Genomic DNA, 22667 nt, shown 5'->3' on the forward strand with positions numbered 1-22667 from the left:
CTCCTACCCTTATGCAGAAAAAAGCCGGGTGGCGGCTGCGCCTTACCCGGCCTACGCGCTGACCTGTAGGCCCGGTAAGCGCTAGCGCCACCGGGCTTTGTTACAGGTTTAACCGATCTTACGTTTTACGTTCTTCTTCATTCCCGCTCCACCGTTCGAACGCTGATGCACAATCGGCGTGTGCTTGGTCAGCGCCGGGCGCGTATTGCGGTTCTGGCGACGCGCTTCGCGCATCTCCTCCAGCGTCGGGGCCGGTACCAGACAGTCGCGGCGCGAGCCGATCAGGTGTTTTTTACCCATCTCTTCCAGCGCCTGGCGGATCAGCGGCCAGTTTTTCGGATCGTGGTAACGCAGCAGCGCCTTGTGCAGACGACGCTGTTTATCCCCTTTCGGCACCACCACCTCTTCACTCTTGTAGCCAATCTTACTCAGCGGGTTCTTGCCGGTGTAATACATGGTCGTCGAGTTGGCGAGCGGTGACGGATAGAAGTTCTGCACCTGATCCAGGCGGAAGCGGCGCTGCTTCAGCCACAGCGCCAGATTGACCATGTCCTCATCACGCGTGCCGGGGTGCGCTGAGATGAAGTACGGGATCAGATACTGCTCTTTGCCCGCCTGCTTCGAGTAGGTGTCGAACAGTTCTTTAAAGCGGTCGTAGCTGCCCATGCCCGGCTTCATCATCTTCGACAGCGGGCCTTCTTCGGTATGCTCCGGCGCAATCTTCAGATAGCCGCCGACGTGGTGCGTCGCCAGCTCTTTGATGTAGCGCGGATCTTCCACGGCAATGTCATAACGTACCCCGGACGCGATGAGGATCTTCTTGATGCCTTTCAGATCGCGCGCGCGTCGGTAGAGGTTAATCGTTGGCTCGTGGTTGGTATCCATGTGCTCGCAAATGCTCGGATAGACGCAGGAGAGACGGCGGCAGGTTTGCTCCGCGCGCGGCGACTTGCAGCGCAGCATATACATGTTCGCGGTTGGACCGCCAAGATCGGAAATCACACCGGTAAAGCCCGGCACCGTGTCGCGAATGGCTTCGATCTCGTTGATGATCGACTCTTCCGAACGGCTCTGAATGATGCGCCCCTCGTGCTCGGTAATGGAGCAGAAGGAGCACCCGCCGAAGCAGCCGCGCATGATGTTGATCGAGAAGCGGATCATCTCATACGCCGGGATACGGGCGTTGCCGTACGCCGGGTGCGGCACGCGCTTGTACGGCAGCGCAAAGACGCTGTCCATCTCTTCGGTGGAGAGCGGGATGGCCGGCGGGTTGATCCAGATAAAGCGCTCGCCGTGCTTCTGCATCAGCGCACGGGCGCAGCCGGGGTTGGTTTCATGGTGCAGAATACGGGACGCATGGGCGTAGAGCACCTTGTCGGCTTTCACCTTCTCATAGGACGGCAGCAGCACGTAGGTCTTTTCCCACGGCTTCGGGCGCGGCGGCTGCACGACGATAGCCTTCGCTTCCGCTTTCTTTGGCTCTACCGGTTTGTTATCCGCACACGGCAGATCGTCGCCATACGGGTGTGGGATCGGGTCGATTTTGCCCGGCATATCGATGATACGGGAATCCACGCCGCGCCAGCCCGGCAGCGCCTCTTTTACCATGATCGCGGTATTGCGCACGTCGCGGATGCTGCTCACCGGCTCGCCCTGCGACAGACGGTGCGCCACTTCCACCAGCGGACGCTCGCCGTTTCCGTAAATCAGCATGTCGGCTTTGGAATCTACCAGCACCGAGCGGCGCACGGTATCAGACCAGTAATCGTAGTGCGCGGTACGGCGCAGGCTCGCTTCGATGCCGCCCAGGATCACCGGGACGTCTTTCCAGGCTTCTTTGCAGCGCTGGGTATAGACGAGGGTCGCGCGGTCCGGACGTTTGCCCGCCACGTTATCCGGCGTGTAGGCGTCGTCATGACGCAGCTTACGGTCGGCAGTATAGCGGTTGATCATCGAGTCCATGTTACCTGCGGTCACGCCGAAGAACAGGTTGGGTTTACCCAGACGCATAAAGTCGTCTTTGCTGTTCCAGTCTGGCTGGGAGATGATCCCCACGCGGAAGCCCTGCGCTTCAAGCATACGGCCACAGATGGCCATGCCGAAGCTCGGGTGGTCAACGTAGGCATCGCCCGTGACCAGAATGATGTCGCAGCTGTCCCAGCCCAGTTGGTCCATCTCTTCCCGGGACATCGGCAGGAACGGCGCCGGTCCAAAGCAGGCCGCCCAGTACTGGGGCCAGGAGAAGAGGTCACGATCCGGCTGGATCAGGGAAATTGCGCTCATAATGCTTCCGAAGAAAAAATAGACAAAAGGGCGGGGATTATACGCTGGATCATTGTGGGAAATGAAGGGGTATTATGCGGGCTGTTGCCCTCACCCCAACCCTCTCCCACAGGGAGAGGGAGAAAAGCAATTTACGGCGCCGGGTTGACCAGCATTTGACCCACCGACCCCCTGTCCATCATCTCCAGCGTCTGGCTGTGGAACAGGAACGGGAAGTGCGGCCACGAAGGCTGGCCGTAGTAGACGAGCAGCTCAACCTGGCCGTCCACCCAGACGGTATCTTTCCAGCCGCGATCTTCCGGGAACGGCATCGCGCCGTTGACGTTGCGGATCAGGAACGACACCCCTTCAATATGGAACGACTGCGGCATATCTGAACGCACCGTCCAGCGCTCCCAGGTGCCCTGCTGCGCGGTGATATCAATGCGGTTGACGTCCCACAGCGCGCCGTTGATGCCCGGGTCGTCGCCCAGGCTGATATCACGGCTGCGCACCGGCGAGCCGCTCATGATCTCCTGCGGCAGCAGACGCATGGGCAGGCTATCGGTCACCAGCGGCAGCAGGCCGGTTGGACGCAGGGTCAACACCAGGGTGGAGACAAGTATGCTCGACGGTTCAAAGAACCCGCGAATACGGTCGACAATGCTGGCCGCTTCACCGCAGGTGACAGACACTTCATCCCCGTTGGTCATATCAATGAGAATTTCGCGACGCTCACCCGGCGCGAGCGCCAGCTGTTTGACGGACACCGGCGCCGGTAAAAAGCCCTGATCGCCGGAGATCACGTGCAGCGGACGGCCATCGCTCATCTGCAGCTGATAGCGGCGCGAGTTAGACGCGTTGAGCAGGCGCAGGCGCACCCAGCCACGGGACACTTCGACATACGGGCTCTGCGCGCCGTTAACCAGCAGCGTATCGCCGACGAAGCCACCGCTGCCCGGCTCGCTGTATTCCGGCGTGCCGAAATTATCCAGACGTTTGTCCTGGATGATAATCGGGAAGTCATCCACGCCGTAGTGGTTCGGGATCGGCAGGGATTTGCTGACTTCATCTTCCACCAGCCACATGCCGGCCAGGCCGTTATAGACCTGCTGCGCCGTGCGGTTAGGCGTGTTGGCGTGATACCACAGGGTTGCCGCACTCTGGCGAATCGGCAGAACGGGCGCCCAGTCGGCGCTGGGTGACATCATGCGCGCCGCGCCGCCAATCAGCGGGCCAGGCACCTGCAGGCCGCTGATGGTCATGGCGACATTTTCAGGGGTACGATTACTGTAGATGAGCTTAACGTCATCGCCATTCCACACGCGTATGGTCGGCCCAAGGTAACGTCCGTTAATGCCCCAGACCGGCGCACGCGTCCCCTGGGTAAAGGACCAGTGGCTGCGCTGCAGCGTCAGGAAAAGCGGCTGACCGCGACGGGATTCAATGAGTGGCGGAATAGGCAGCGGCTGTTGCTGCCCGGCGGCGCTGGCTGTCAGCGGCATCGCACCCGCACAAAGGGCGATCCCCGAAGCCTGAATAAACTGACGCCGACTGAGTGACATATAAGCTCCATCTGAAACGACTAACAACGCGGGAATTCGTTTTCCCTTCAACGCCGGATTAAATCTTACCGGCGGCTTCTCTCTCTGCGACTTCTTTGTCGAGCAGCGCAATATGCTCAGCCATCAGATCACGGCAGTGCGCGGCCAACTCGCGCACCTGATCTTTACCGTATTTGCTGGTATCGACGGGTGGCAGCATTTCGACAATCACCAGCCCGTTATTCAGGCGGTTAAGATTAATCTTATTCGAAGTATTGGAAACGCACACAGGAATAATTGGAACACCTGCCGCAATTGCGGCATGAAACGCACCGGTTTTAAACGGCAGCAGGCCGCGGCCACGGCTACGCGTCCCTTCCGGGAACATCCAGATTGAGATCCGACGCTTTTTAAAATGATTCACCACTTCTGCAATGGTGCTGTGCGCTTTTGCACGGTTATTACGGTCAATCAGCAGGTTACCGGTAAGCCAGTACAGCTGACCAAAAAATGGGATCCACAGCAGGCTTTTTTTGCCCACCGTCACGGTCGGTGGAAGCACGATATTAGAGGCCGTCACCATATCGTAGTTGTTCTGATGGTTGGCGATATAGATGGCGTTACCGAAATTCTCCGCCCCTTCCGGCAGACGTTTTTCAACTTTCAGACCAAACAGCGGCGCAAGGCGGCCGAACATATGGCCAAAGGTGGCGACATGCTTCGGATTACGCGGGCTGAACAGGCAATAAATAGAGCCGAAAATACAGACCAGAATGCAGTAGATAACGGTAAGAATAAGACGAACAATATATAGCATAGCGACCTCTGAAGCCCTAACAGCTGACAATTATACTTCACCTGTGGCCAGGTAAGGACTTTATTACGAGCGCGTATTGTTAATCGCAACGCACGAATTAACAACGATTTTACGGGAAATTTTATTGAAATTCCCCCTCCGGACAGAGGGGGATATCACGACATTACTCTTCGCTGTCACCCGCAGCGCTGCGTGCAGGAGAGTCAATCTCCACGCGATCGATACGCTGCAGACCGCGCATCAGCGAGCCGCGGCGACCGCGCTCACCCACCACCTTCTGCAGCTCTTCCGGACGAAGCTTGATTTTGCGCTTGCCGACGTGAATGGTCAGCGTGCTCTGCGGCGGCAGCAGGAAGAGGTGCGCCAGGCCATCTTCGCCTTTCGCGGCCTCCGCCGACGGGATGTTGATGATCTTGTTGCCCTTGCCTTTTGAGAGCTCAGGCAGATCGCTGACCGGGAACATCAGCATGCGTCCGGCGGTGGTGATCGCCAGCAGCATGTCGCTTTCGTTTTCGATCACCAAGGGAGCCATCACGTGAGCGTTGTCCGGCAGGCTAATCAGCGCCTTACCGGCACGGTTGCGGGAAACCAGATCGTTGAAGGTACAGATAAAGCCGTAGCCCGCATCAGACGCCAGCAGCAGCTTCTGGTCATCGGCTTCCATCAGCATATGGTCAACCGTCGCGCCCGGCGGCAGCGTCAGCTTACCTGTAAGCGGCTCGCCCTGCCCACGCGCGGAAGGCAGCGTGATCGGGTCAATGGCGTAGCTGCGCCCGGTGGAGTCGATAAACGCTACCGGCTGGTTGCTCTTGCCTTTCACCGCCGCTTTGAAGCTGTCGCCCGCTTTGTAGCTGAGCCCCGGCGCGTCGATATCGTGGCCTTTGGCGCTGCGCACCCAGCCGCTCTGCGACAGGACAATGGTCACCGGCTCGGACGGCTGCATGTCGTGCTCGTTCATCGCCTTCGCTTCTTCGCGCTCGTGCAGCGGAGAACGACGGTCGTCGCCAAACGCGTCGGCATCGGCCTGCAGCTCTTTCTTCAGCAGGGTGTTCATCTTGCGTTCGGACGCGAGGATCGCCTGCAGCTGATCGCGCTCTTTTTCCAGCTCGTTCTGCTCGCCGCGGATCTTCATCTCTTCCAGTTTGGCGAGATGGCGCAGCTTCAGCTCAAGGATCGCTTCGGCCTGGGTTTCGCTGATGCCAAAGCGCGACATCAGGGCGGGCTTCGGCTCGTCCTCGGTACGGATGATCTCAATCACCTCGTCGATATTGAGGAACGCCACCAGCAAACCTTCAAGGATATGCAGGCGCTTAAGCACTTTCTCGAGACGATGGTTCAGACGACGGCGTACCGTATCGCGGCGGAACGTCAGCCATTCGGTGAGGATCTCCAGCAGGTTTTTCACCGCCGGGCGCCCGTCGAGGCCGATCATGTTCAGGTTGATGCGATAGCTTTTTTCCAGATCGGTGGTGGCAAACAGGTGGTTCATCACCTGCTCCATGTCCACGCGGTTGGAGCGCGGCACGATCACCAGACGGGTCGGGTTCTCATGGTCAGATTCGTCGCGCAGGTCGTCGACCATCGGCAGCTTTTTATTGCGCATCTGGGAGGCGATCTGCTCCAGCACTTTGGCACCGGAAACCTGATGCGGCAGCGCGGTGATGACCACGGCGCCGTCTTCTTTATTCCACACCGCGCGCATGCGCACGGAGCCGCGACCGTTCTGGTAGATTTTGCGGATTTCCGCGCGCGAGGTGATGATTTCGGCTTCGGTCGGGAAATCCGGACCCTGCACGATATCCAGCAGATCGTCGAGCGAGGCTTTCGGCTGCTCAATCAGGGTGATGGCGGCTTTCGCCACTTCACGCAGGTTGTGCGGCGGAATGTCCGTCGCCATACCGACCGCAATCCCGGTGGTGCCATTCAGCAGGATGTTCGGCAGACGCGCAGGCAGCATCTTCGGCTCCTGCAGCGTACCGTCGAAGTTCGGTACCCAGTCAACGGTCCCCTGCCCCAGCTCGCCCAGCAGCACTTCGGCATATTTAGAGAGGCGGGATTCGGTATAACGCATCGCCGCGAAGGATTTCGGATCGTCCGGCGCACCCCAGTTCCCCTGACCATCCACCAGCGGGTAGCGGTAAGAGAACGGCTGGGCCATCAGCACCATCGCTTCATAACAGGCGCTGTCGCCGTGCGGATGGTATTTACCCAGCACGTCACCGACGGTACGGGCGGATTTCTTGAACTTGGCGGTGGCGTTCAGCCCCAGTTCGGACATCGCATACACGATGCGGCGCTGAACGGGCTTCAGGCCATCCCCGATAAACGGCAACGCCCTGTCCATGATGACGTACATGGAGTAGTTCAGGTAGGCGTTTTCCGTGAATTCATGTAGCGCGAGGCGCTCTGCCATATCGCTCATTACGTGTGATTCCTCAACTCAGAAACCGAAGGGTTTCAGGCAATATTGCCGCAGATACTACCCTATCTGACGAGTTGAGTCACAAAGAAAAAGGACCGCTTATGCGGCCCTTTCCGGGTTATTTGTTCAGCTTAATGACCTGCTTCACGTCGATTTCAAAATCGTTCCACTCTTTATCGACCTTGCCCTGGATTTCCACTTTATCCTGAGGGCTAACGGTCACGCCGTTCCAGCGCTTGTGGTCAATTTCCACGTTCACCGTGCCGGTCTCATCGCGGAAGGTGTAGCGGTCATCGGACAGGCGCTGGGTGATGTTCCCGCGCAGCTTCACCCAGCTGTCGTCCTTCATCTCTTTTACCTTCACCGCGGTGGTGAGGTTGGCGTCGTTATCGACAAAACCGCCTGCCTGCGTTTGGGTCTGGGTCTGTGCGGCAGACGGGCCGTTAAATCCGCCCTGCGCGGCAAAAACGGGGGCAGTGGTCATCATCATGATGGCGGCAATAGCAGCGAATTTTTTCATATTAACTCTCCCTTTAATCTGGTTTCGCAGTCCATTAAACAGGGTAATCCTTAACAACTTCTTAAGGGAAAAATTTATTTATTATTGCTGTACAGCAGGCGCTTACAGAGGGTTTACTGACGACATCAAGGAGGGAATATGCGCATTTTACTGGTAGAAGACGACACGTTAATCGGCGACGGTATCAGGGCGGGTTTAAGCAAAATGGGCTTTAGCGTGGACTGGTTTACCGACGGCAAAACCGGTCAGGCCGCGCTCGCGTCTGCGCCCTACGATGCCGTGGTGCTGGATCTGACGCTGCCGGAAATCGACGGTCTGGACATCCTGCGCGCGTGGCGCGAAAGCGGGCGCAGCGAGCCGGTATTGATCCTGACCGCGCGGGATGCGCTTAACCAGCGCGTGGAAGGACTGCGTCTTGGCGCGGATGATTATCTCTGCAAGCCGTTCGCGCTGATTGAAGTGGGCGCCCGCCTTGAGGCGCTGGTCCGCCGCAGCCACGGCCAGACGCATAGCGAACTACGCCACGGCAAGGTTACGCTCGATCCGACCCGACTCGTCGCCACGCTGGACGGTGAACCGCTGACGCTGAAGCCGAAAGAGTTCGCGCTGCTGGAACTGCTGATGCGCAATGCAGGCCGCGTGCTCCCTCGCAAGACGATTGAGGAAAAACTGTATACCTGGGATGACGACGTCTCCAGCAACGCGGTAGAAGTCCACGTTCATCACCTGCGCCGCAAGCTTGGCAGCGAGTTTATCCGCACCGTGCACGGCATCGGCTATACCCTGGGTGACGCATGAAGCTGACGCAACGCCTGAGCCTGAAGCTGCGCCTGACGCTCCTCTTTTTAGCGCTCTCCCTGACGGCATGGTTTGCCGCCAGCCTGGTGGCCTGGCAGCAGACCACCCACAAGCTGGATAAGCTCTTCGACACGCAGCAGATGCTGTTTGCCAAACGGCTGCTGACGATGGATCTTGACGAGATCCGCGCCCCCGAACGGATGCGCGAGATCCCAAAGAAAGTGAAGCATGGCCGTCTCGATGACGACGCGCTGGCTTTCGCCATTTACGCCGTCGACGGCAAAATGCTGCTGAACGACGGCGAGAACGGGCGCGATATTCCGTATCACTATCGCCGCGACGGGTTTGCTAACGGGCAGCTCCAGGACGACAACGACGAATGGCGTTTCCTGTGGCTGACCTCACCCGACGGGAAGTACCGCGTGGTGGTCGGTCAGGAGTGGGAGTACCGCCAGGATATGGCGCTGGACGTGGTCAGCTCGCAGCTCACGCCCTGGCTGGTGGCGCTGCCCGTGATGCTGCTCTTGCTAATTCTCCTCCTGAGCCGGGAGCTGAGGCCGCTGAAAAAGCTGGCGCAGACCCTGCGCTCTCGCTCGCCGGATGCGACCGAGGCGCTTGTGCTTCATGGCGTCCCCACGGAAGTGCGCCCCCTGCTCGACTCGCTGAATCACCTCTTCGCGCGTACCCAGGAGATGATGACGCGCGAGCGCCGATTTACGTCCGACGCGGCCCACGAGCTGCGCAGCCCGCTGGCGGCCCTGAAGGTGCAAACTGACGTGGCGCAGCTCTCGCAGGACGATCCACAGGCGCGGGAAAGAGCGCTGGCGCAGCTGCATGCGGGCATCGACCGCGCTTCCCGGCTGGTGGACCAACTCCTCACGCTGTCGCGTCTGGACTCGCTGGACAACCTGGACGATGTCGAACCGATAACGCTTGCCGATTTACTGCAGTCGGCGGTGCTGGATATCTGGCATCCGGCGCAGCAGGCAGGGATTGATATTCGCCTCAACAACCATGCCCCGCAGGTCAAGCGTCAGGGACAGCCCCTGCTGCTCAGCCTGCTGGTGCGCAACCTGCTGGACAATGCCATCCGCTACAGTCCGCGCGGCAGCGTGGTGGACGTTACGCTGGACGCGCGTAGCTTTAGCGTGCGCGACAACGGTCCTGGCGTTGACCCCGAGGTGCTGGCGCGCATCGGCGAGCGTTTTTATCGTCCACCGGGCCAGAACGCCACGGGCAGCGGGCTGGGACTCTCTATCGTCAGACGCATTGCCGCGCTGCACGGAATGCGCGTCTCGCTGAGCAATGCGGCGGAAGGCGGCTTTGAGGTGAAGATCAGCTGGTAACGGATTATTGCATCTCCAGCAAAAGACTTTGCACATTTTGCTCATTTTTCCGCTCCGTCCTCGCGCGTAGAATACCCGGCATACTCTCATCACCGAGGACAAAAAATGAGCAACATTCTGATTATTAACGGTGCAAAAGAATTTGCGCACTCTAAAGGCCAGTTGAATGACACCCTGACCGAGGTCGCGGATGGTTTCCTGCGCGACGCCGGGCATGATGTTAAGGTCGTGCGTGCAGACAGTAACTACGACGTGAAGGCCGAAGTGCAGAACTTCCTGTGGGCTGACGTGGTGATCTGGCAGATGCCAGGCTGGTGGATGGGCGCGCCGTGGACCGTGAAAAAATATATGGACGACGTGTTCACGGAAGGTCATGGCTCTCTGTATGCCAGCGATGGCCGCACCCGCTCTGACGCATCCAAAAAATACGGTTCAGGCGGCCTGATTCAGGGCAAAAAATATATGCTGTCACTGACCTGGAACGCACCGCTGGAAGCCTTCACCGAGAAAGATCAGTTCTTCGAAGGCGTGGGTGTAGACGGCGCGTACCTGCCGTTCCACAAGGCGAATCAGTTCCTGGGCATGGATCCGCTGCCGACCTTTATCGTCAACGACGTGATTAAAATGCCTGATGTCCCGAGCTATATCGCAGAATATCGCAAGCATCTCGCGAAAATTTTTGCTTAACTGGTAGCCTGGAATTAAAGGAGTAGTAAACATGCTTACCGTTATCGCAGAAATCCGTACTCGTCCAGGTCAACATCACCGCCAGGCGGTGCTGGATCAGTTCGCGAAAATTATCCCGACCGTACTGAAAGAAGAAGGCTGCCACGGCTACGCGCCGATGGTGGATGCCGCCACTGATGCCAGCTTCCAGGCGACCGCGCCGGACTCGATCATCATGGTTGAGCAGTGGGAAACCGTCGCGCATCTTGAAGCGCATCTGCAGACCGCGCACATGAAAGCGTGGAGCGACGCGGTGAAGGGCGACGTGCTGGAAACCCACATCCGCATCCTGGAGCAAGGGGTTTAAGTTCGTGGAATTTGCCGGGTGGCACTGCGTTTACCCGGCCTACAAAACCTGAACCGTAGGCCCGGTAAGCGCTAGCGCCACCGGGCTTTGTTGTTTTTAGCTGCTTTTCTTCCCCGGTTTTAACCCACGATGGAGCTCGTTGATGCGCTTCATGGACTTGATGGTGCGCTGCGGCTCGGTAGAAGCGACGGACAAAATGATCATCTCCAGACAGAGCAGCACCGTGCCATGGAGCGGGATTTTGCCCTTTTCGCCGCCGCGTGGAACGTGGATCACCACGCTGGCCTCCTTACTGAAACGCGAATCAAGGGCGTTAGTCAGCAGGATGGTGGGAATGCCCAGACGTTTTGCTTCACGCAGGGTGGTTTGCCCCTCCCGGTGCGCGGATTTCTGCGCCATCATCACCAGCACGTCGCCGCGCTGAAGCGCAATCAGCTGCTCGGCAAGCCCTATCCCGGTACGGTTGAGCGGCGTGGCGGGTAACCCCATACGGCTGAACAGCCTGGCGGTGTACTCGGCCAGAATGCCCGAGGCGCCAATGCCAAATATGGCGACCTGTCTTGCCTGTGCCAGCAGTGAGACCGCCTGCGCCATCGCGTAGCGGTTGTGGGGCTCGGATAACACCTCGCAGGTGTGCTGATGTCCCTCCAGCACGAAATCAATGCTCGCGTTGACGTCGCTGGCGAGCGTGTTCACCGTGGTGGACATCTTTTCGCTGGAGGTGACCACCGGGCCAAACCACTGCTCCAGCGTCTGCTTGAGATCGCGCAGCCCGGCGAAACCCAGCGCCTGTATGGCGCGGACCACCGTGGCATCCGAGGTTTTCACTACGGCAGCAATCTCCATGGCAGTTTGCTCCATCACCGCCTCGCGGTTGTCATGGATATAGCGTGCGACCTGCAGCAGACGCGGCGTCAGCTGATGCGCCCGCGCGCGAAAACGATCGCCATAGACATCCACGCGCCCTTTCTCTTTGCGGATCACCGTGACGCCTCCGGCAGCGGACGCCCGGCAATCTGCGACTGCACCTGCGCGGCCATCAGCCCTAATGACGCGAACGAATTCGAGATCGCCTCTTCACGCGAGATCAGCACGTAGTGCCCGGTTCGGCAGGCAGTCAGGAACTGACACCAGCCCGGCATGACAGCCTCCATTGCCGCCAGCTCGTCCTGCGGTTTACCGCCCGTATCCCCGCGCCAGGTCGCGAAGACGAAATCGGCATCCAGCTCCGGCAGGCGCTCGGCGCTGACGTCGATGCGCCCCCCTTCCGGGATGGCCTCAATCAGTGGCGGGAATTTGAATCCGGCGTCGCGCAGAACGCGGCCCAGCGAGTGGTAGCTGTGCATGGCGTTGATTTTCCCCTGATTGGCCTGAATCACCGACACGGTGATTTTGCGCGTGTCGATGGTCGCCTTCAGAGCCTTGATTTGCTCCTGATAGCGGCGTTCCAGAATGTTTAGCCTTGCCTGCGTGCCCGTGAGCTGCGCCAGCTTGCGGTAGATTTCCGGCGCGCCGCCGTCGAGATGATCGATGCTCACCGTCGGGGCAATTTTCGCCAGCTGTTCCACCGGGGTGTTGCGGGTCGGCTCGGTAACGATCAGGTCAGGTTTTGCGGCGGCGATGGCTTCGATGTCGATATCGGCCGTACCGATAAATTTGATATCGGAATTATCGAAGTCGACGCCGGTTAACATGCCGCTGGAGCGCAGAAAGTGGCTACCGTCCGGGCGCGTGCGGCCATGGCTCGCCACCGGCGGCACGCCAAGCTCAATCAGCGGAATGGTGATATCCAGATCGTGTAATGAAACAATCCGCTTCGGATGAACCGGCACAACGACCTTACGTCCCAAATCGTCGGTAAATACCTGCGTCGGCTCCGCCGCGCTCACCGCGAACCCCACCAGCAACAGCATCGAAAACAGTACGCGCATCATAGTCCCCTAAAATCTGTCCCGACGCTGCCAGAGCAGCAGCAGGAAAAACGGTCCGCCAATCAATGAAATCACAATTCCCGCCGGCAGCTGCAGCGGGAGGAATGCCAGACGGCCGACGTTATCCGCCAGCAGCACCAGCAGCGCCCCCAGCACGGCGCTTCCCGTCAGGAGCGCGGTTTGCCCACCGCGCAGCAGCAGGCGCGCCATGTGCGGGGCAATCAGCCCCACGAAGCCAATGCTGCCCACGCAGGAGACGCAGGCCGCCGTCAGCACCACCGGAGCGAGAATCCGCAGCAGCGCCAGCCGGGTTGTGCGCACGCCAAGGCCCGTAGCGGCCTGATTGCCGAGCAACGCCACGTCCGCGGCCCGGGCGGTAAACAGCAGCAGCGCAAACGCGGGGGCGGCCCAGAGCGCAGCCAGGCCTACCAGCGTCCAGTTTGCCGCATGCAGGCTTCCCGCCAGCCACAGCATCGCCGTCTGTACGTCACGCACGTCGGCGGTGGTCATAAAGACGTCCATCGCCGCGGCAAACGCCCACGACACGCCGATGCCGATCAGGATGAACCGCGGGCGCGAGATATCGCGCGCCAGGACGATCACCAGCAGCGCGGTAAGCAGCCCACCGGCCATGCCGACCAGCGGACGCCAGGCCAGGCTCAGCGCCGGGAACTGAAAAATCAGCAGCAGTACCGCCGCGCTACAGCCCTCCTTCACGCCGATAAGCCCCGGGTCAGCCAGACCGTTGCGGGTGATGGACTGCATCGCCGCCCCCGCCATGCCGAGCATCGCGCCGCACAACACCGCCATCAGCAGGCGCGGCAGGCGGATATCCATCACGACGTAGCGCGTCTCCGCCGTCAGACTTTCAGGCGAAAACAGCGCGCGCCCGATGACGGAGGTTGGAATAGGCAGAGAACCGTGCGTCAGGCCAAAGCCCAGCAGGCTTAGCGCCGCCAGCGCGAAAAGCGACAGGTACGCCAGCGCTTTCGGGCGAATCAGCGCCGACAGGTGGCCAACGCGGATCGCACGGAGTCCGGCCCGGTTCATTTGAACATCCTCGACGCCATAATGATGAACACGGGCGCGCCGACCAGGGCCGTCATGATGCCGGTTGCCAGCTCCCAGGGGGTAAACAGCGTGCGGGCAGCGATATCCGCCAGCAGCAATACCAGCGCGCCGCACAGGGCCGACAGCGGCACCATCACGCGCAAATCGACCGACACCAGACGGCGGATGAGCTGCGGCACCACAAGGCCGATAAAGCCAATCGGTCCGGCGAGGGAGACGGCCGCGCCGCAGAGCAGCGCGATGGCCAGCAGGGCAAGGAGGCGGGTTTTCAGCAGCGACACGCCAAGCCCCTGCGCCATTCTGTCGCCCAGCGCCAGCATGTTGAGCGAGGGCGACAGCCCGATAGCAAGAATAAAACCGGCTGCTGCAGCCCACAGGGCACTCTGGAGCATCTGCGCGTTGACTCCGGCGATATCACCTGCCAGCCAGGTACGCAAAGAGAGCAGCGTCTGTTCATCCAGGATTAACACCGCGGCGGTAATCGACGAGGCAAACGCCGACATCGCCACGCCGCACAGGGTGACCTTCATCGGCGTGAGCCCGGTGCGACCGGACGAGGAGAACATCAGCACCAGCAGAAACAGCACGGCGGCACCGGCGGCGGCAATCAGCGGGCGACCAAGCGGCAGCGAAAGCCCAAGCGCGCTGGCGATCACCACCGCCAGCGCTGCCCCGGCGTTGAGCCCCAGAATATGCGGCTCGCCGAGCGGGTTGCGGATCACGGACTGCAGCAGCACGCCCGCCACGCCGAGCGCGGCGCCTGTCACCATTGCGGCGCAGAGGCGCAGCAGTCGTAGTCTGATGATGATGTTATGGTCGAAATTGCGCGGATCGAAGTGAAAGAATGCCTCGACTACCGTTCGGGGAGGGATAAACCGCGCCCCGATGCCAAGATGCACAATCGCGCCCAGCGCCAGCAGCAATGTAAAAATCAGGAAGACGAGAGAAGCGCGCATCATGGCTGTTCAAGACTCTGGCGAAACGGCATAAAGAACGGTTTGCCGGTCAGGGGATTGATGGACATATGCACGTCCACATCAAACACCGCTTTGATCAACTCCGGCGTGCAGGCGTCGCCTTCATGTAACACCCCCTCGACTTTCCCCTGGCGTAAAAAGACCAGTGAATCACCGTAGTTCACGGCAAAGTTGAGATCGTGCAGCACCACCACCACGGTACGCCCGTGCTCACGCGTCAGCGTATGCAGAAGCTCGAGGATCTCCACCTGATAGCGAAGATCGAGGTACGTCGTCGGCTCGTCAAGCAGGATATACGGCGTTTGCTGCGCCAGCGCCATGGCGATCCAGCAGCGCTGACGCTGGCCGCCGGATAAGCTTTCCACCGGCATATGGGCAAACTCTGCCGTGCCGGTCAGCCGCAGGGCCTCTTCCACCGCCCGCTCGTCCTCGTCGCTCCACTGACGCATAACGTTTTGCCAGGGAAAACGCCCGCGCGAGATCAGTTCAAAAACGGTTAACCCTTCCGGCAGCAGCGGCGACTGCGGGAGAATGCCAAGCTGACGGGCGACCGCTTTGGTGGGCTGCTCATGAATGGCTTTACCGTCCAGCAGCGCGGTTCCCCCAAGCGGCTGCAGCAGCCGCGCGATAGTGCTCAACAGCGTGGATTTTCCACAGCCGTTCGCCCCGACCAGCACCGTCATTTTCTGCTGAGGGATCGCAAGGGAGATATCATCAACGATGATTTTTTTCTGATAGCCCGCAGAGAGGTTCTCCAGAACCAGACCCGGTTTGTGTGTGTTGTGAGCCACGTGAACGCCAACGTAATGAAAAACCAACAAATAAAAATAAAACTCATTCTCTTTTGAGAGTTTGACGCCGCGCCATGTAGTAGTCAAGCGAAGAAACACCCTGAAAAAACCAGGGGTAAACCTGAGAAAAAATGAGTCCATCAAGGCTTATAAAAACATTTATTTCAACGAGTTAAACATCAACCCGCTGCGCTTACGCACGCGGTTAACTGCTGTAGTCGATTTTTTCTTTTTTCCATTTACTACTACATTCCCGCATGATTGAATGATTCTCAATTACATGTCCGATGCCACTTCCGGCTAACGGACAGACCGTAAAGGGCAATGACTCACACAGTTTGCCGCGAACGCATTCGCGGGATATTTCGGGATAACAGATGTAATGGCTACGTTCACACCTTCACTCTCAGGGATAAAAGGGCGCGCGCTCTTTTCACTACTGTTTATGGCGCCGCTGGCGCAGGCAGCAGACACCACCGCGGCTAAAGACGGCGAAACGCTTACCGTCACTGCCGATCCAAATACTCCGGCGGAAGCCACCAACGGCTACCAGCCGCTGAACACCTCCACCGCAACGCTGACCAACATGCCGATGCTGGATATCCCGCAGGTGGTCAATACCGTCAGCGATAACGTGCTGGAGGATCAGCACGCCACCACGCTGGATGAAGCGCTCTATAACGTCAGCAACGTGGTGCAGACCAATACCCTGGGCGGTACGCAGGATGCCTTTGTGCGCCGCGGGTTTGGCGCGAACCGCGACGGGTCAATCATGACCAACGGCCTGCGCACCGTCCTGCCGCGCAGCTTTAACGCCGCCACCGAGCGCGTGGAGGTGCTGAAAGGCCCGGCCTCCACGCTGTACGGCATTCTCGATCCGGGCGGCCTGATTAACGTCGTCACCAAACGCCCGGAGAAGACCTTCGGCGGTTCCCTTTCCGCCACCTCTTCCAGCTTTGGCGGCGGCACCGGACAGGTCGATGTGACCGGCCCAATCGACGGCACGCGTCTGGCGTATCGCCTCACGGGTGAGTATCAGGACGAAGATTACTGGCGTAATTTTGGCAACGAACGCAGCACCTTTATCGCCCCGTCGCTCACCTGGTTCGGCGATGATGCCACCGTGACCGTGCTCTATTCACATCGCGATTATAAGACGCCGTTCGATCGCGGTACGATCTTCGATCTCAACACTAAAAAAGCCGTTGATGTCGATCGCAAAACCCGCTTTGACGAGCCGTTTAACATCACTGACGGGCAGTCCGACCTCGCTCAGCTCAACGCGGAATATCGACTCAACAGCCAGTGGACCGCGAAGTTCGACTACAGCTACAGCCAGGACAAATACAGCGATAACCAGGCCCGCGTCATGGCCTACGATGCAAAAACCGGCAACCTGACCCGCCGCGTGGATGCGACCCAGGGCTCGACCCAGCGCATGCACAGCACCCGCGCAGATCTGCAGGGGAATGTCGATATTGCAGGCTTTTACAATGAGATCCTGACCGGCGTGTCGTATGAGAATTACGACCTGCTGCGCACGGACATGATGCGCTGTAAAAACGTCAAGGATTTCAATATCTATCACCCGACGTATGGCAATCTCGGCAAATGCACCACCGTGTCGGCGTCCGACAGCGACCAGACGCTCAAGCAGGAAAGCTACTCTGCGTACGCGCAGGATGCCCTGTACCTGACCGATAAGTGGATCGCCGTCGCCGGGATGCGCTATCAGTATTACACCCAGTACGCGGGCAAAGGCCGCCCGTTCAACGTCAACACCGACAGCCGCGACGAACAGTGGACGCCGAAGCTGGGGCTGGTCTATAAGCTCACGCCAGCGGTCTCGCTGTTTGCCAACTACTCGCAGACGTTTATGCCGCAGTCGTCCATTGCGAGCTACATCGGCGACCTGCCGCCGGAAACGTCGAATGCTTACGAAGTGGGTGCAAAGTTCGACCTGTTCGACGGTGTTACCGCCAATATCGCGCTGTTTGATATTCACAAACGCAACGTGCTGTACAACGAAAGCGTGGGGGGTGAAACCATCGCCAAAACGGCGGGCCGCGTGCGCTCCCAGGGCGTGGAGGTGGATCTTGCCGGATCGCTGACCGAGAACACCAATATCATCGCCAGCTACGGGTATACCGACGCGAAGGTGCTGGAAGACCCGGACTACGCGGGCAAACCGCTGCCGAACGTGCCGCGCCATACCGGCTCACTGTTCCTGACCTACGACATTCATAATGCGTTTGCCGGGAATACCCTGACGCTGGGCGGCGGGGGGCACGGCGTGAGCCGTCGTTCAGCGACCAACGGCGCGGATTATTATCTGCCGGGCTATTTTGTGGCGGATGCGTTTGCGGCGTATAAGATGAAGCTGCAGTATCCGGTGACGCTGCAGGTGAACGTGAAGAACCTGTTTGATAAGACCTACTACACGTCGTCCATTGCGACCAACAACCTGGGCAACCAGATTGGCGACCCGCGCGAAGTGCAGTTTACGGTGAAGATGGAGTTTTGATGTCCGTGCGGGGTGTTCCCCTCACCCTAACCCTCTCCCCAAAGGGGCGAGGGGATCGATCGTAGGCCCGGTAAGCGCAGCGCCACCGGGCAAAAAAAAGCCCTGCATCGCAGGGCTTTTTCAGCATCAGGCCTCAATATCCGCCATATCGCCTTTCTCCTGCAGCCAGTTACGACGGTCTTCCGAACGTTTCTTGGCAAGGAGCATATCCATCATAGCGTTGGTCTGCTGTTCGTCTTCGTCGCTGATCGTCAGCTGCACCAGACGGCGCGTGTTCGGATCCAGCGTCGTTTCGCGCAGCTGCATCGGGTTCATCTCGCCCAGCCCTTTAAAGCGCTGCACGTTAGGCTTACCCTTCTTACGCTTCAGCTGTTCCAGCACGCCCGCTTTCTCTTCTTCCGTCAGCGCGTAGTACACCTCTTTGCCGAGATCGATACGGTACAGCGGCGGCAGCGCCACGTAGACGTGACCGTTTTTCACCAGCGTGCGGAAGTGCTTCACAAACAGCGCGCACAGCAGCGTGGCGATGTGAAGACCATCGGAGTCCGCATCCGCGAGGATACAGATCTTGCCGTAGCGCAGCTGGCTCAGATCGTCGCTGTCCGGATCGATGCCAATCGCGACCGAGATATCGTGGACTTCCTGCGAGGCCAGCACTTCATCAGACGAGACTTCCCAGGTGTTCAGGATCTTACCCTTGAGCGGCATGATCGCCTGATATTCACGATCGCGCGCCTGCTTGGCCGACCCGCCCGCCGAGTCCCCTTCCACGAGGAACAGTTCGGTACGGTTGAGATCCTGCGCGGTACAGTCTGCCAGCTTGCCCGGCAACGCAGGGCCGCTGGTCAGCTTTTTACGCACCACTTTCTTCGCGGCACGCAGACGACGCTGGGCGCTGGAAATCGCCATTTCAGCCAGCATTTCTGCCGCCTGAACGTTCTGGTTCAGCCACAGGGTAAACGCATCTTTCACCACGCCGGAAACGAACGCCGCGCACTGGCGTGACGACAGGCGCTCTTTGGTCTGACCGGCAAACTGCGGATCCTGCATCTTCACGGAGAGCACATAAGCGCAGCGGTCCCAGATATCTTCCGCCGACAGCTTCACGCCGCGCGGCAGGATATTGCGGTATTCACAGAATTCGCGCATCGCATCCAGCAGCCCCTGACGCAGGCCGTTGACGTGGGTCCCGCCGAGCATGGTGGGGATCAGGTTAACGTAGCTTTCGGTCAGCAGCTCACCGCCTTCCGGCAGCCACAGCAGCGCCCAGTCCACCGCTTCGGTGTCGCCGGTGAAATTGCCGACGAACGGTTTTTCCGGCAGCGTCGGCAGGCCGTTTACCGCTTCGCACAGATAGTCATTAAGGCCATCTTCGTAGCGCCAGGTCTGCTCGGTGTTGTTGACGTTATCCTTAAAGGTAATTTCCACGCCCGGGCACAGCACCGCTTTGGCTTTCAGCAGGTGCGTCAGGCGGGAAACGGAAAAGCGCGGGCTGTCGAAGAAACTCTCGTCAGGCCAGAAGTGAACGCTGGTGCCGGTGTTGCGTTTGCCGCACGTCCCGACAACCTGCAGATCCTGCACCTTCTCGCCGTTTTCAAACGCGATGTTGTACACCTGACCATCGCGACGGACGTTCACTTCCACGCGTTTGGACAGGGCGTTGACGACGGAAATCCCCACGCCGTGCAGGCCGCCGGAGAACTGATAGTTTTTGTTGGAGAACTTACCGCCCGCATGCAGACGACAGAGGATCAGCTCAACGGCCGGGACGCCCTCTTCCGGGTGGATATCCACCGGCATGCCGCGCCCGTCGTCAATGACTTCCAGCGACTGATCGGCGTGCAGGATGACGTCAACGCGTTTGGCATGGCCCGCCAGCGCTTCGTCCACACTGTTATCAATAACTTCCTGGCCCAGATGGTTTGGGCGCGTCGTATCGGTGTACATCCCCGGGCGGCGGCGAACCGGCTCAAGCCCGGTGAGGACCTCAATGGCATCAGCGTTATAGGTTTGCGTCATGATTTAAACTAGCAATTCGCATTGATTGTCAGTGGCTGTGCAGTCCAAGAAAATCGACAATCTGGGTGAAATGATTCTCAAAGCCCGTGAAAGCATGGTTTCCGCCCTCTTCTATAGTCTGGCGGCAGGAGGCGTAATACGCCACTGCCTGGCGGTAATCCAGCACTTCATCTCCCGTCTGCTGCAGCAGCCAGATGAGATCCGGCGCCTCGAGCGGGTCGACCTGCATAACTTTGAGATCGTAAATATGGCGTGACTCTAGCACATATTGCTGGCCGGTGTAGGGGTTCTCGTTTTCGCCAAGAAAGTCCCGCAGCAGCTCAAATGGCCGTACCGCCGGATTAACCACCACGGCGGGCAGCATAAAGCATTGCGAGAGCCAGGTGGCGTAATACCCGCCCAGCGATGAACCGACCACGCCGAAGGTTTCGCCGCCGTGCGCAAGCACAATGGATTCCAGCATCTCCGCGGCTTCTGCCGGGTAAGGCGGCAGCTGAGGGATAATCATCTCAACGTCGGGGTGATGCTCGCTCAGCCACTGGCGAAACTGTGTCGCTTTTGCGGAGCGCGGCGAGCTGTTGAATCCGTGCAGATAAAGGAGCGTAGACATCAATAGCCTTCTGAAGCGGTGTCCGGGCGGAATTGTGCGCCGGTCAAACGGCAGACTTCCGTGGTCAGCGTGCCGTCGGCATGCAGTTCCAGCCAGCGCCAGCCTGGCGCAATCGTATCCAGCGTAAAGTTGGCGCAGTGCGGCTTAAACTGAACGCAGGTCGATGGTGTCGCCAGCATGCGGCGCCCGTTCCAGTCGAGATCCTGCTCCTGGTGAATATGACCGCACAGCAGATTTTTCACCCGCGGGAACTTCGCCAGCACGCGATCCAGCGCCGCGGAGTTGCGCAGACTGTGCTGATCAAGCCAGCTACAGCCCGCCGGCAGAGGATGATGATGAAGCAACAGCAGCGTGTGACGTTCAGGTTCAGCAGCCAGTTTGGTCTCCAGCCAGTCGAGCTGAAACTCGCTTAACTCACCGTGCGGGACGCCAAACACCTGGCTATCCAACAGTAGGATCTGCCACTGGTCACCCGCAAAAACACATTTCGCCGGAGAAATCCCCGCATCCTGAAGAGAACTGTACATGGCGGGCTGGAAATCGTGGTTGCCTGGCAGCCAGACGCAGGGCACGCTAAAGCTCGCGATGCCTTCAGCAAAATGCTGGTAGGCCGCGGAAGATTGGTCCTGCGCCAGATCGCCCGTTGCGACAATCAGATCGCATGCACGGTTTTCAGCGTGAATGGCGCTCAGTACCGCCTGATAACTCTCCCAGGTGTTCACCCCCAGCAGCGTTTCATGCTTTTCGGCAAAAAGGTGGGTATCGGTGATTTGTAATATCCTGACTGGCGCCCCACCAGCAACAGTCAGGTTCAACAGGCTTTCCAAATGGTGTCCTTAGGTAGGTTTATGACGCTAACAAACCGGAATCGCCATTGCTCCATGTGCTAAACAATATCTTAGCCAGTCGGCTAAAAACTGGTTAATTTGATGCTTTTCGTCGCGTTGATGCAACTTTTTATTCGGGTAATCATACCGCGCCTTGAAGCGAAAGATCTGCTGGCTTGAACACACTTCAGCGACCATCGCGTCGTGATAGAGGCGTACCGTCATCGACGGCAGGCTCCAGTAGCTAATGCTGGGAGCCGTTTGCTCAATCTCCACCAGCGTAGTGTAGCGCGTTGATTCTGTTATCGTTAATCGATACTGCGCGTTGCTCACCTGATAGCTTACCGTTTCGCCGGGTGCGTCGTTTCTCGGCAACAGGCGGCGCAATTGTGCGAAATTGGTTTCGCACAGGCGCATCATTTCTGGGAAGTCAGGCGTATAGCGCTTCATTTTTTCCACTCGTTTCGTAATGTCTGATAATGCAGCTGCAGCCATTGCAGGGCGATGACAGACGCTGCGTTGTCGATTTTCCCCTCTTCTACCCACTGGTAAGCCTGTTCCCGGCTTACCACATGAACCCGAATATCTTCGTTTTCATCAGCCAGACCGTGAATGCCTTCTGCGGTCGTGGCGTCCACTTCGCCCACCATTATGGATAAGCGTTCGCTGGTGCCTCCCGGGCTTGCCAGATAGCTCAGCACCGGTTTTGTGCGGCCGACCACCAGCCCCGCCTCTTCCAGCGCCTCGCGCCGGGCGACGTCCTCAACCGACTCGCCTTCTTCGATCATCCCGGCCACCATCTCCAGCAGCCACGGGCTCTCACTGACGTCATAAGCGGCGATGCGGATCTGCTCCACCAGCACAACTTCGTCGCGCACTGGGTCAAAGGGTAGCAAGACTGCCGCATGCCCGCGCTCAAAAATTTCGCGTCTGATTTCGCCGCTCATTTCCCCGTTAAACAGGCGATGCCTGAAACGGTAAAGATCCATTGAAAAAAAACCGCTATAAAGCGTTTCTCGTGCAATAATTTCTACATCGTTTTTGGCGAAAGTCACGGGCAACTTATCTGGTTTTTGCATGAGTCGAGTCCTGGTAGCAATGGTGATGAAATTGTGAATTTCAAGGCTGTTTGGCTGCCGTTTGTAAGGCTATATGGTAGATTGGTGCAAATTACC

At 58.9% G+C, this 22667-nt stretch carries 20 protein-coding genes; 5 read left to right on the forward strand and 15 right to left on the reverse strand.

The window, feature by feature from the left end; translation table 11 throughout:
* Window positions 1-108: 108 nt before the first annotated feature.
* The 5 genes from V1572_RS21660 to V1572_RS21680 all read right to left on the reverse strand — a co-directional run bounded on the left by V1572_RS21660 (window position 109) and on the right by V1572_RS21680 (window position 7565).
* Window positions 109-2283 carry a YgiQ family radical SAM protein gene (locus tag V1572_RS21660; RefSeq protein ID WP_045909970.1) on the reverse strand — a complete coding sequence of 725 codons (2175 nt, stop codon included), beginning with the start codon at window positions 2281-2283 and terminating at the stop codon, window positions 109-111.
* Between the two features lie 131 nt (window positions 2284-2414).
* Window positions 2415-3827: a cell division protein FtsP gene (ftsP, locus tag V1572_RS21665; RefSeq protein ID WP_045909971.1), complete on the reverse strand. Its 1413-nt coding sequence runs from the start codon at window positions 3825-3827 to the stop codon at window positions 2415-2417.
* 58 nt (window positions 3828-3885) lie between these two features.
* Window positions 3886-4623, reverse strand: a complete 738-nt coding sequence (plsC, locus tag V1572_RS21670; protein WP_069719963.1) for a 1-acylglycerol-3-phosphate O-acyltransferase — start codon at window positions 4621-4623, stop codon at window positions 3886-3888.
* Between the two features lie 163 nt (window positions 4624-4786).
* Complete coding sequence (gene parC, locus V1572_RS21675; protein ID WP_045909972.1) at window positions 4787-7045, reverse strand: DNA topoisomerase IV subunit A; 2259 nt, start codon at window positions 7043-7045, stop codon at window positions 4787-4789.
* Between the two features lie 118 nt (window positions 7046-7163).
* Window positions 7164-7565: a YgiW/YdeI family stress tolerance OB fold protein gene (locus tag V1572_RS21680; RefSeq protein ID WP_045334456.1), complete on the reverse strand. Its 402-nt coding sequence runs from the start codon at window positions 7563-7565 to the stop codon at window positions 7164-7166.
* Between the two features lie 138 nt (window positions 7566-7703).
* Between V1572_RS21680 and qseB the strand changes: the two genes are divergently transcribed.
* The 4 genes from qseB to V1572_RS21700 all read left to right on the forward strand — a co-directional run bounded on the left by qseB (window position 7704) and on the right by V1572_RS21700 (window position 10742).
* Window positions 7704-8363, forward strand: a complete 660-nt coding sequence (qseB, locus tag V1572_RS21685) for a quorum sensing response regulator transcription factor QseB (protein WP_023326078.1) — start codon at window positions 7704-7706, stop codon at window positions 8361-8363.
* Window positions 8360-9709, forward strand: coding sequence for a quorum sensing histidine kinase QseC (qseC, locus tag V1572_RS21690; protein WP_395299579.1), 1350 nt, complete (start codon window positions 8360-8362; stop codon window positions 9707-9709). The genes qseB and qseC overlap by 4 nt, the downstream gene beginning before the upstream one ends.
* Window positions 9710-9814: 105 nt before the next feature.
* Complete coding sequence (locus V1572_RS21695) at window positions 9815-10396, forward strand: NAD(P)H-dependent oxidoreductase (RefSeq protein WP_024906501.1); 582 nt, start codon at window positions 9815-9817, stop codon at window positions 10394-10396.
* A 31-nt stretch (window positions 10397-10427) separates the two neighbouring features.
* Window positions 10428-10742 (forward strand): putative quinol monooxygenase, encoded by a 315-nt coding sequence (locus V1572_RS21700; protein ID WP_008502984.1) that lies wholly within the window; start codon window positions 10428-10430, stop codon window positions 10740-10742.
* A 96-nt stretch (window positions 10743-10838) separates the two neighbouring features.
* Here the strand turns inward: V1572_RS21700 and V1572_RS21705 are convergent, their stop codons facing one another.
* Genes V1572_RS21705 through V1572_RS21725 form a run of 5 tightly spaced genes read right to left on the reverse strand, consistent with a single transcriptional unit; the run spans window position 10839 to window position 15512 of the window.
* Window positions 10839-11726, reverse strand: coding sequence for a MurR/RpiR family transcriptional regulator (locus V1572_RS21705; RefSeq protein ID WP_039025548.1), 888 nt, complete (start codon window positions 11724-11726; stop codon window positions 10839-10841).
* Window positions 11723-12673 carry an iron-siderophore ABC transporter substrate-binding protein gene (locus V1572_RS21710; protein ID WP_063622595.1) on the reverse strand — a complete coding sequence of 317 codons (951 nt, stop codon included), beginning with the start codon at window positions 12671-12673 and terminating at the stop codon, window positions 11723-11725. The genes V1572_RS21705 and V1572_RS21710 overlap by 4 nt, the downstream gene beginning before the upstream one ends.
* A 9-nt stretch (window positions 12674-12682) precedes the next feature.
* Window positions 12683-13723: a FecCD family ABC transporter permease gene (locus V1572_RS21715; RefSeq protein ID WP_395299580.1), complete on the reverse strand. Its 1041-nt coding sequence runs from the start codon at window positions 13721-13723 to the stop codon at window positions 12683-12685.
* Window positions 13720-14703 (reverse strand): FecCD family ABC transporter permease, encoded by a 984-nt coding sequence (locus V1572_RS21720; protein ID WP_395299581.1) that lies wholly within the window; start codon window positions 14701-14703, stop codon window positions 13720-13722. Before V1572_RS21720 ends, V1572_RS21715 begins: the two co-directional genes overlap by 4 nt.
* Window positions 14700-15512, reverse strand: a complete 813-nt coding sequence (locus tag V1572_RS21725; protein ID WP_252077729.1) for an ABC transporter ATP-binding protein — start codon at window positions 15510-15512, stop codon at window positions 14700-14702. The genes V1572_RS21720 and V1572_RS21725 overlap by 4 nt, the downstream gene beginning before the upstream one ends.
* A 382-nt stretch (window positions 15513-15894) precedes the next feature.
* Between V1572_RS21725 and V1572_RS21730 the strand changes: the two genes are divergently transcribed.
* Window positions 15895-18036, forward strand: a complete 2142-nt coding sequence (locus V1572_RS21730) for a TonB-dependent siderophore receptor (protein ID WP_126534072.1) — start codon at window positions 15895-15897, stop codon at window positions 18034-18036.
* Window positions 18037-18162: 126 nt separating this feature from the next.
* On the opposite strand, the gene parE is transcribed toward V1572_RS21730, so the two are convergent.
* The 5 genes from parE to nudF are packed head-to-tail and all read right to left on the reverse strand — an operon-like array spanning window position 18163 to window position 22571.
* On the reverse strand, window positions 18163-20055 hold the full coding sequence (parE, locus tag V1572_RS21735) for a DNA topoisomerase IV subunit B (RefSeq protein WP_014833290.1): 1893 nt from the start codon (window positions 20053-20055) through the stop codon (window positions 18163-18165).
* A gap of 28 nt (window positions 20056-20083) precedes the next feature.
* Entirely contained in the window at window positions 20084-20665 is a 582-nt protein-coding gene (gene yqiA / locus V1572_RS21740; protein WP_008502976.1) for an esterase YqiA, read from the reverse strand.
* Window positions 20665-21492 carry a 3',5'-cyclic-AMP phosphodiesterase gene (cpdA, locus tag V1572_RS21745; protein WP_045909978.1) on the reverse strand — a complete coding sequence of 276 codons (828 nt, stop codon included), beginning with the start codon at window positions 21490-21492 and terminating at the stop codon, window positions 20665-20667. The genes yqiA and cpdA overlap by 1 nt, the downstream gene beginning before the upstream one ends.
* 27 nt (window positions 21493-21519) lie before the next feature.
* Window positions 21520-21942, reverse strand: a complete 423-nt coding sequence (locus V1572_RS21750) for a DUF1249 family protein (protein ID WP_003862516.1) — start codon at window positions 21940-21942, stop codon at window positions 21520-21522.
* Window positions 21939-22571: an ADP-ribose diphosphatase gene (nudF, locus tag V1572_RS21755; RefSeq protein WP_024906492.1), complete on the reverse strand. Its 633-nt coding sequence runs from the start codon at window positions 22569-22571 to the stop codon at window positions 21939-21941. Before nudF ends, V1572_RS21750 begins: the two co-directional genes overlap by 4 nt.
* Window positions 22572-22667 lie beyond the last annotated feature (96 nt).

The organism is Enterobacter quasiroggenkampii (assembly GCF_043972695.1).
Lineage (GTDB): Bacteria > Pseudomonadota > Gammaproteobacteria > Enterobacterales > Enterobacteriaceae > Enterobacter > Enterobacter quasiroggenkampii.